Here is a 10,239-nt window from a genome sequence, read left to right as displayed (position 1 = left end):
CATAGACCACATAGTACAACGGTTGCAGGGTATGCCTGTGTTTACGGTGGTGATGATCGTTTCTACAACAATATCTTCATTGGGAAAGATGGATTGGAAGGTGTTGGGACATCACATTATATGAATCATACAACATCATTAGAAGAGTACTTGAAGAAGGTAGATGAAAAAGGTTGGGATATTAAAACGCTTGAGTTAATAGAACAACCGGTGTATATTAATAACAATGCCTACTTCAATGGAGCGGAACCATTTGAAAGGGAAAAAGAGAAATTAGTTGATAAAAATTTTGATCCAAGATTTACTGTTATTGAGAAAGGTGAAGAAGTTTATATGTCTTGTGAACTTCCTGATACTTTTGAAAATATTGTAGGCGAAGTATGTTCAACAAATTCTTTAGAAAGAGTTAGGATTGTTGATGCTGATTTTGAACGTCCTGATGGGGGAAATTTAGTCTTAGACACAGACTTTTTAGATGAACAAAAACCTGAGAAAAGTTCCTTAGGTCCAATCTCTACTTTGAAAAAAGGTAAGAACTATATCAAAGTTTGGTAATGAAAATCAATACTAAATGTTCCATTTTTTTAGAACTATTGAGAAGGAGCCAGTATACAATGAAAATATCTTTCGGCTTTTATCCACAAGGCAAAATAAAGGCTTTAACCATGAGTTATGATGATGGACAAATTTATGACAGAAGATTGATAAGGATTTTCAATAAGTACGGAATCAAAGGTACCTTCCATTTAAATTCAGGAAAATTAGATTCAGAACCATTTTTAAACTCTTCCGAAATAAGGGATCTCTTTGAGGGGCATGAAGTTGCTATACATACATTAAATCACCCTTATCTCACAAAAGTACCAAAGGAATCAATAATTGAGGAAATTATGGAGGATAGGGAAAGATTAGAGTCTTTAGTAAACTATCCAATAAGGGGTATGTCATATCCTTATGGGGATTACGGTGAAGAACTTTTAGAATTACTTCCGTATTTGGGAATTGAATATTCAAGGACGGTTAATTCCCATGGTAACTTTTCTTTACCTACACATTTTTTAAGGTGGAATCCTACTTGTCATCATGATGATAACTTGTTAAAAAAATATGAAGAATTCAAGAAATTAGAATCTAACGAAACTATGCCTTTGTTGTATGTATGGGGGCACAGTTTTGAATTTGAAAGGAATAATAACTGGGATATGATTGAAGACTTTTGCAAAAAAATATCGAACGATGAAACAATTTGGTATGCGACAAATGCAGAGATCATGGATTATTTGAAAGCTTTAAAGAATCTAAAATTTAGTGTAAATAAAAAAATAGTTTATAATCCTTCTGCTTTAACGGTATGGATAGGAGTGGATGGTAATCCAGTGAAGGTAGAAGGCGGCAGATATCTGACTTTATAGTTCGAAATCTATGTGTCATAGTGAAATTAAGATTTTGATTTTAAAAGGGATTCACAAGGTAACGGTTAGGTTAAAGTATGTTTTGGAATATCTCAGGCAGTACTAAATTTGTGGAAAGGAGGAGTGATGAAATGAAGGATTTGTTATTTGTAACTTCATTGTTAGGTGTTGGTTTACTGGCTGCTATTCTATTGGGAGGATCAAATCAAACAAATAGTCTAAATGGATTTATAAATCCAGGAGATTATGAGAGGGTTTTGAACTTCGAAGAACCGGTTCAAATTGAAAAAGTTGGAGAATCAGTTTCGATTACAGTAGTAGATGAATTTTCCCTCGAAGGTCAAAAATCCTTAAAGATAGAGAATAGAACCTCCGGATGGGAAGGTGCAGAAATTGATCTAACAAAAGATTGGGAAGTTTTTAATTCAGCTAATTTCCAAATTACTACTCATATTTATCAAACTTCTCCTAATCCTCAATTATTTAGGATAGTAGCTTATATAAAAGATAGTAAAGGGGAGCACTTTGAAACAATCACTGAGAAGGTTGTGATGCCAAACTATTGGAAAGAGATAAATGAAGAGTTCAAATTCAGTTTTAATGAACCCGTTGATAAATTTTCCTTGAGAATAGTAACTCCTTTGGAAAGTAATTTCACATACTATATAGACAACTTTCAGATTCTGGGAACTAACAAAGTTGAAAGCGCAGGAGTGATCTCTAAGACAAGTTTTGAAGACGAACAGCATAGTTGGGAACCAAGAGGAGATGAAGTCTCTATTTCGCCATCTAATAAAGTATCCCATAGTGGGAAATATTCTTTAGCTGTTGAGGGAAGGAAAAGTGATTGGAATGGCGCACAAATAAATCTTGCAAAAACCTTAAAACCTGGAACCAGTTATGATTTTGAAATATACGTATATCAAGATACGGGGCAAGATCAATTAATCACTCTCACAATGCAAAGGAAATATGCTTCTGATGCTAATACTAACTACGATACGATCTTATGGCAAAAAAAGGTTCCTTCGAATACCTGGACACAATTAACAGGTTCTTATACGGTTAAATCTGGAGCAGTAGTGGAAGAGTTGATCTTTTACGTTGAATCACCGAATCCTACGCTCTCATTTTATTTGGATGATTTTTCAATAATAGATAAATCGATTCCTCTATATGAACCTGAATGGGAAATTATAGATTTAAAAGATAAATATAAAGACAATTTTGATATAGGAGTTGCTATTCCTTACAAAGTTTTAGTTAATCCTCTTGAAATGAAGATGGTCGAAAAGCACTTTAACTCTATTACCGCTGAAAACGAAATGAAGCCAGAAAGTATTTTAATGGACTTAGGAAGTTATGATTTTTCAGTTGCCGATGAGTATATTGAATATGCTAAAGAAAAAGGTATAAAAGTTCGCGGACATACTTTAGTCTGGCACAGTCAAACACCTGAGTGGTTCTTTAAAGACGGAGATGGCAATTTAATTTCAAAGAACGAACTTCTTTCAAGAATGGAAACTTATATACACGACGTTGTCGGACATTTCAAAGGAGAAGTATATGCATGGGATGTTGTCAATGAAGCAATTGATCCCAATCAACCAGATGGTTATAGAAGGTCTCTTTGGTATGAAATCATGGGCCCAGAGTATATTGAATATGCATTTAAATTCGCTCATGAAGCCGATCCAAACGCTAAGCTTTTCTATAACGATTATAATACTTACGAACCAAAAAAGAGAGATTATATATACAACATGGTAAAGGAATTAAAAGCAAAAGGAGTTCCAATTGATGGAATTGGAATGCAAATGCATATTGGAATTGGAACAGATCTCAAACAAGTTGAAGAGGCTATTAAGTTATTTAGTTCTATTCCTGGTATAGAAATTCAAATAACTGAAATTGACATGAGTGTTTATACAGATCAAGGATCCAACTACATGTCTCCACCATACGAAGCCTTAGTAGAGCAAGGGTACAAATACCAAGAACTTTTTGATATTCTCAAAAAATACGATGATGTTATAACCAGTGCAACTTTCTGGGGTCTTAAAGACGACTATTCTTGGAAAAATCAAACCAGAAATGATTGGCCGCTTTTGTTTGATAAAGATTATCAATCAAAATACGCATATTGGGGAATTGTAGAACCAACTGTTTTGCCAATAGTTCCAAAATCCAATGCAATCTCTCAAGGTGCCGCTATTCCATATGGTATGTTAGATGATGATTATTTGTTTTCAAAGCCAATATTCATATATGATGAGAATGGGGAAGAAAAGCTTAATGCAAGAATAATATGGAATGAAAACAAATTATTTATTTATGGTGAAGTCTTCAACGAAACAAATGATGAAGAAGATGGAGTGGCGATATTCATTGATCCTAATAATGCCAAGACACCTTACCTACAAGAAGATGATATATGGGTGATTATTCATCCAGATTGGACTGTTAAGAAAAATAAAGAAGATATGGAAGTTGAATATTTTGTTAGCCCGGGTTATAAAAAATATTCTTTTGAATGTTCCATAAATCTTTCGACGAAATTAGAAAAAGGGAAAGAAATTGGATTTGACATAGCGGTAATAGATGGAGAGAGCATATATAGTTGGAGTGATAACACAAATCAACAGAAATCGCAAACAATAAATTATGGAGTATTAACCTTGGAAGGTGTATCCGTAGGAACAGCAAAATATGGTACACCGATTATAGATGGAGAAATAGATGAGGTTTGGTTTCAAAGCGAAGAATATATCACTGAAACTATTGTATCGGGTAGCTCAAATAACGCAAAAGCCAACTTTCGAGTACTTTGGGATGAAAATGCCTTGTATGTATTGGCTATTGTCGAAGATCCTATTCTTAATAAAGAAAATGCAAACGCTTGGGAGCAGGATTCATTAGAAATATTCATAGATGAAAATAATAATAAAACAGGTTTTTACGAAAATGATGATGCACAGTACAGAGTCAATTACGTAAATACCCCTTCATTTGGTACAGGAGGCTCTGCGGCCAATTTTAAAACTGCTACAAAGATTGTAGAAAATGGTTATATAGTAGAAGCAGCAATTTCTTGGAAATTTATTTCCCCAAGTGGAGGAGAAGTCGTTGGATTTGATGTTCAAGTCAACGATGCAGGTGCAACTGGAAGTAGAGTAGGTATAACTACTTGGAATGACCCAACTGGGAATAATTATCAGAGCACTGTAAACTTTGGGAATATTATTTTAGAAAAATAAGTAAAAATTAGTACTTTTTGTTTATTCTTGGTGGCTAGGAGGAAGTTTGAATGTTTCCATATTCAAATGATGTAGATTATCAATGTTGGTTAAATTATCAAAGATTAGAAACTCCAAGTTTATCTGATCAATATAAAGAATATTTAAAAAACATTGTAATAAATATCGACGGATATATAATCGATTCTATTAAAAATGAACTTTATTATAGTATAAAAAAATTTTTTAATATAGAGGCCATCATAACTAACAAGCCTATTAAACGTACTTTTACAATAATTTCGAAATTAGATGGGGGTTCATTTTTCAGTAACACAATAAAAGAAGAAGAATACACCTCATTAAGTGAAGAGGGCTTTTTGATCAAAAAAGTAGAAAATTCTACAAAAAAATTTATATTAATAACAGCGAAATCTGATGAAGGTTTGCTATACGGTACCTACAAATTAATCCAATACATACAAATGGAAAAACCTTTAGATCAGTTAAATCTATTAGAGAAACCTTATATCCCTCTGAGAATTATTAATCACTGGGATAATTTGGATGGAAGCATTGAAAGAGGATACGCAGGTAAATCAATTTTTTATCGTAATAATGAATTGGTTGATAATCTTGATAGAATAAGAGATTATGCTAGATTGCTTTCCTCTATAGGTCTTAATGGTATAGTTTTGAACAACGTTAATGTTAAAAGCGAAGAAACGAAATTAATAGCAGAAAGAATAAACATTGTTGAAAAACTTTATGATGTATTTAAAAGATATGGTATAAAAATTTATTTAAGCGTAAATTTTGCAAGCCCTATGATAATTGGAGGATTAAAAACCGCTGACCCTTTAGATAAAGAAGTAAGAAAGTGGTGGAAGGAAAGAGTCGACTTTATATATAATCGCATCCCCGATTTTGGGGGTTTCCTCGTAAAGGCAGATTCAGAAGGGCAGCCAGGACCATTTACTTATAACAGAACGCATGTTGATGGTGCAAATATGTTAGCTGAAGCTCTTGCTCCTCATGGTGGATTGTTAATATGGAGAGCATTTGTATACAATTGCTATCAAGATTGGAGAGATAATGAAACAGATAGAGCGAAAGCTGCTTACGATACGTTTATGCCACTTGATGGAAAATTTCTTGATAATGTGATCATTCAAATTAAAAATGGGCCAATGGACTTCCAAGTAAGAGAACCGGTAAATCCTTTATTTGGAGGGCTCCAAAAAACAAATCAAATACTTGAATTTCAAATTACTCAAGAATACACTGGACAACAAAAACATCTCTGTTATCTTGTTCCCCAATGGAAAGAAGTTTTAGACTTTGATACTTTCTTATTTGGTGAGGGAACCTCAGTTGCAAAGATCGTTTCTGGTTCTATATTTAATTCACCGAATTTTGGAATAGCTGGAATATCAAATATAGGGGATGAAATTAACTGGACTGGCCATACATTAGCACAAGCAAATTTGTACGGATTTGGTCGCCTTGCTTGGGATCCTTCCTTGAGTGGTAAAAAAATTATAGAAGAATGGATAAAATGTACTTTTGGAAATAATGAAACTGTTTTAAATAATTTATCCGAAATGATGTTAAAGTCTTGGAATATTTATGAGAAATATACAGCACCTTTAGGAGTAGGTTGGATGGTTAATCCTGGTCATCATTATGGTCCTAATGTTGATGGATATGAGTATTCAAGGTGGGGTACTTACCACAAAGCTGATCATTATGGTATAGGTGTAGACAGAACCTTGAAATCAGGAACGGGCTATACAGCACAGTATCGTCAACAAAATTTTGAGAAATACGAACATTTAGATTCTTGCCCCGATGAACTATTACTTTTTTTTCATCATGTCTCTTATATTTACAAATTGAACAATAACAAAACCGTCTTACAACATATTTATGATACGCATTTTGAAGGAGTCGAAGATGTTCAATGGTTAATAGATAAATGGCAAGGCTTAGAAAGATATATTGATAGTAAAAGATATAGTTCTGTTTATCAAAGATTATTAGAACAAAGGGAAAGTGCTAAAGAATGGAGAGATGTTATAAATTCATACTTTTATAGAAAAACAATGATCTATGATGAAAAAAGGAGAAAAATATACTGAAAAAAGACAAAAACGATAAAATATTTTACAAGGGGGAAGTTTTTATGCAATTTTACAAAAATCCAAATAAACCGATAGAAGAGCGTGTTGAAGACCTTTTAAAACAAATGACTTTGGATGAAAAAATAGCCCAACTTGGTTCTTTTTGGAGTTATGAGCTTCTTGATAATGGTAATTTCTCTTTTGAAAAAGCTCAAAATTTATTGAAAGAAGGAATTGGTCAGATAACTCGTCCAGGAGGAGCGACAGGATTCTCTCCTAAGAAAACAGCTGAATTGTCAAACAAAATTCAGAGATTTCTTCTTACTGAAACAAGATTGGGGATTCCTGCTTTTATGCATGAAGAATGTTTGAGTGGTTACATGACAAGAGGAGCGACCATTTTCCCTCAGATGATTGGTGCGGCAAGTACTTGGGAACCTCCATTAATAGAACGAATGACAACAAGTATAAGAAATCAAATGAAAGCTCTTGGAATACATCAAGGATTATCTCCAGTTGTTGATGTAACTAGAGATCCTAGATGGGGGAGAACTGAGGAAACTTTTGGAGAAGATCCATATTTGGTTGCAAAGATGGGAGTTTCATATGTTAAAGGGTTACAATCTGATGATTTGAAGAATGGAGTAGTGGCTACTTTAAAGCATTTTGTGGGTTATGGAGTTTCTGAAGGTGGGATGAATTGGGCGCCAGCTCATATCCCAGAAAGAGAACTAAAAGAAACATTTCTCTTTCCTTTTGAAGCTGTTATTAAAGAAGGAAAAGCTAAATCTGTCATGAATGCTTATCATGAGATTGATGGTATACCTTGTGGAGCTTCTGAAATTTTGTTGAGAAAAATTTTGCGAGAGGAATGGGGTTTTGATGGCATTGTTGTTTCCGATTACTTTGCAATCAATTCATTGATGGAATATCATAAATTAGTATCAAATAAAAAAGGAGCAGCTATAAAAGCGTTAAAAGCTGGGATAGATGTTGAACTTCCCTCTTTTGATTGTTATAAAGAACCATTAAAGAATGCGATAGAAAATGGAGAGCTTTCTGAATCATTTATTGATAAATCTGTTAGAAATATTTTACGATTAAAGTTTGAGATGGGATTATTTGAAAATCCTTATGTTGATTTAGAAAAGGTTCCAGATAATTTAGATACACCTGAAGATAGGAAACTTGCGTATGAAATTGCTAAAAAATCAATTGTTCTATTGAAAAATAATGGAATAGTGCCTTTGAAAAAGAATCCAAACATAAAAAAAATTGCAGTAATTGGACCAAATGCAAACAGCGCTAGAAATTTAACAGGGGATTATACTTATTTAACACACTTAGAAACCTTAAAACAAGGAGCTTTCGGTACTTCAGCAATGGAAGGAATTACTTTTTCTGAAAGTGAATTGCCAATAAAAACCATATATGAAAGTTTGAAAGAAAAATTAGAAAAGTTAAATGTGGAAACATCTTACGCAAAAGGTTGCGAAATAAATGGTGACAACAAAGAAATGTTTAAAGAAGCAATCGAACTTGCTAAAATATCTGATGTTGCTATTCTAGTTTTAGGTGATAAATCTGGGTTAACATTGGATTGCACAACTGGTGAATCTCGTGATAGTTCTACGTTGATTTTACCAGGTGTACAACTTGATTTACTAAAATCTGTTATAAATACGGGAACACCTGTAATTGTTGTTCTTGTAAACGGAAGGCCGTATTCGTTAGACTGGGTATCAAAGAATGTTTCTGCAATATTTGAAGCTTGGTTACCTGGTGAAGAAGGTGGCAATGCTCTGGCCGATATTATTTTGGGTAATGAGTACCCTTCAGGGAAATTGCCTATATCTTTTCCGCGTCATGTGGGACAAATTCCAGTTTATTATAATCACAAGCCTTCTGGAGGAAGAAGTCAATGGTGGGGAGATTATACGGATTCACCTGCCAAACCACTATATCCTTTTGGTCATGGTCTCAGTTATACACAATTTGAATATACGAATCTTCAAATTGAAAGTAGTGATAGAATCGTGAAAGTAAGCATGGATGTTAAAAACATAGGTGAAGAGACAGGTGACGAAATTGTTCAGCTGTACGTGAATGATGAAGTCGCTAGTGTAACTAGACCTGTGAAAGAATTAAAGGGTTTTCAAAGAATTACACTTAAACCTTCAGAAAAGAAAAGAATCATTTTTAATCTCCCAATAGAGACTTTAGCGCTATATAATGAAAAAATGGAATTTTTGGTTGAAAAAGGTTATTTTAAAGTTATGGTGGGATCCTCTTCTGAAGATATAAGGTTAAAAGAAAAGTTTTACATTGATAAAGATATTAAAATTTCGCCTCAAAACAAGAAGTTTTTTAGCGATGTGGTTCTGGAAGAAAATTAAAGCTTATTTTACGGAATTTAATATAAAAATCGAGGTGGATTACCTTGTTTAAAAGCATAAGAGGAAAACTTTCTTTAACAATTATAATAATATTAGTTTTATTCGGCGTTGTCGTTGTTTTTAATATTGTCTCATTGATTTCATCAAATGATGGACTTTCTAATTATAAAGATTTGTCAAATGACACGAGTAGAATTTCTGAAATAGAAAACAACTTTTTTGAAGCTGCTTTGGCCTTCAAAGATTATGTGATTAACTATGATGAGCAAACAAGAGAAATTATTACTCAGAATATCAATGCTGTTCAAAGTTTCTTTACAGATGAAACTACCGATTCTACAGTTGTACAAAACATAATCACAAAGATAGGGGACTATGAAAGCGGTTTTAATCAAATTGTTCAATTGAACGAAGAAAAAAATAGGCTCGTAAATCAAGATTTTAAAAATATATCCAATGAATTACGCCAAAGTATTACTGACTTTAAAACCTTAGCCCAAGAAAATAACGTTTCAACCCTCGTTTTTTACGCTGATAGCTCGTTAGAAATAGTAGATAGTATAAAAGAGCTTGCTTCTGTTTATTTTTCTTCTAAATCAGTAGGTGACAAAAACAGTGTCATGAATGCTTTTGATGAGTTAGAATCACAAATAGCCATTTTAGAGCAAGGATTAGTATCAGACGAACTAACTGAAATGTTCAATAAGACGAAAGATGTGGTTGAACAATTCAAAGACACATTCAACCAAATAGTCACAGCGATAGAATCCCAAGAGCCTATAATCGAGCAGATGGAACAAGCAAGGGTAGAGATACTCAACCTATTAGAAGAACAAAGAAATGAATTAAAGGTCCAGCAAGACACGTTAGGTCCATCACTCATAGAAGAAAACAACAGGGCTATAACCTTGACAGCCATCCTAACCGTAGTAGCTTTCGTAGTATCGATAATCATGATTATCTATCTAATAAGGAGTATAACGAAACCACTGTTAGACTTCAAAAATAAGATAAACCAATTCAAAGAAGGAGACTTAACGGTAAACTTTGAAAGTAAAAGCAAAGACGAAAT

General features: G+C 33.3%; 4 protein-coding genes and 2 pseudogenes. All 6 read left to right on the top strand.

Annotated features, from left to right (window positions below; all coding sequences use genetic code 11):
- Positions 1-555, top strand: a pseudogene (locus tag ACW9JY_RS09945) (hypothetical protein); the annotation flags it as partial.
- A 59-nt stretch (positions 556-614) separates the two neighbouring features.
- Entirely contained in the window at positions 615-1,412 is a 798-nt protein-coding gene (locus tag ACW9JY_RS09940; protein ID WP_103077829.1) for a polysaccharide deacetylase family protein, read from the top strand.
- Positions 1,413-1,543: 131 nt separating this feature from the next.
- Positions 1,544-4,669, top strand: coding sequence for an endo-1,4-beta-xylanase (locus tag ACW9JY_RS09935; protein ID WP_457284254.1), 3,126 nt, complete (start codon positions 1,544-1,546; stop codon positions 4,667-4,669).
- A 50-nt stretch (positions 4,670-4,719) separates the two neighbouring features.
- Complete coding sequence (locus ACW9JY_RS09930; protein WP_457284253.1) at positions 4,720-6,789, top strand: alpha-glucuronidase family glycosyl hydrolase; 2,070 nt, start codon at positions 4,720-4,722, stop codon at positions 6,787-6,789.
- 44 nt (positions 6,790-6,833) lie between these two features.
- Entirely contained in the window at positions 6,834-9,167 is a 2,334-nt protein-coding gene (locus ACW9JY_RS09925) for a glycoside hydrolase family 3 N-terminal domain-containing protein (RefSeq protein ID WP_457284252.1), read from the top strand.
- 44 nt (positions 9,168-9,211) lie between these two features.
- A pseudogene (locus ACW9JY_RS09920) lies at positions 9,212-10,239 on the top strand (methyl-accepting chemotaxis protein); the annotation flags it as partial.

The sequence above is a fragment of the Petrotoga sp. DB-2 genome (assembly GCF_054051725.1).
This window is presented reverse-complemented; position numbering and strand designations above follow the sequence as displayed.

What these genes read in the sequence shown, in the direction of transcription:
- ACW9JY_RS09940 (WP_103077829.1), top strand. Translation starts at nt 615, where the DNA reads ATGAAAATATCTTTCGGCTTTTATCCACAAGGCAAAATAAAGGCTTTA.
- ACW9JY_RS09935 (WP_457284254.1), top strand. Translation starts at nt 1,544, where the DNA reads ATGAAGGATTTGTTATTTGTAACTTCATTGTTAGGTGTTGGTTTACTG.
- ACW9JY_RS09925 (WP_457284252.1), top strand. Translation starts at nt 6,834, where the DNA reads ATGCAATTTTACAAAAATCCAAATAAACCGATAGAAGAGCGTGTTGAA.
- ACW9JY_RS09930 (WP_457284253.1), top strand. Translation starts at nt 4,720, where the DNA reads ATGTTTCCATATTCAAATGATGTAGATTATCAATGTTGGTTAAATTAT.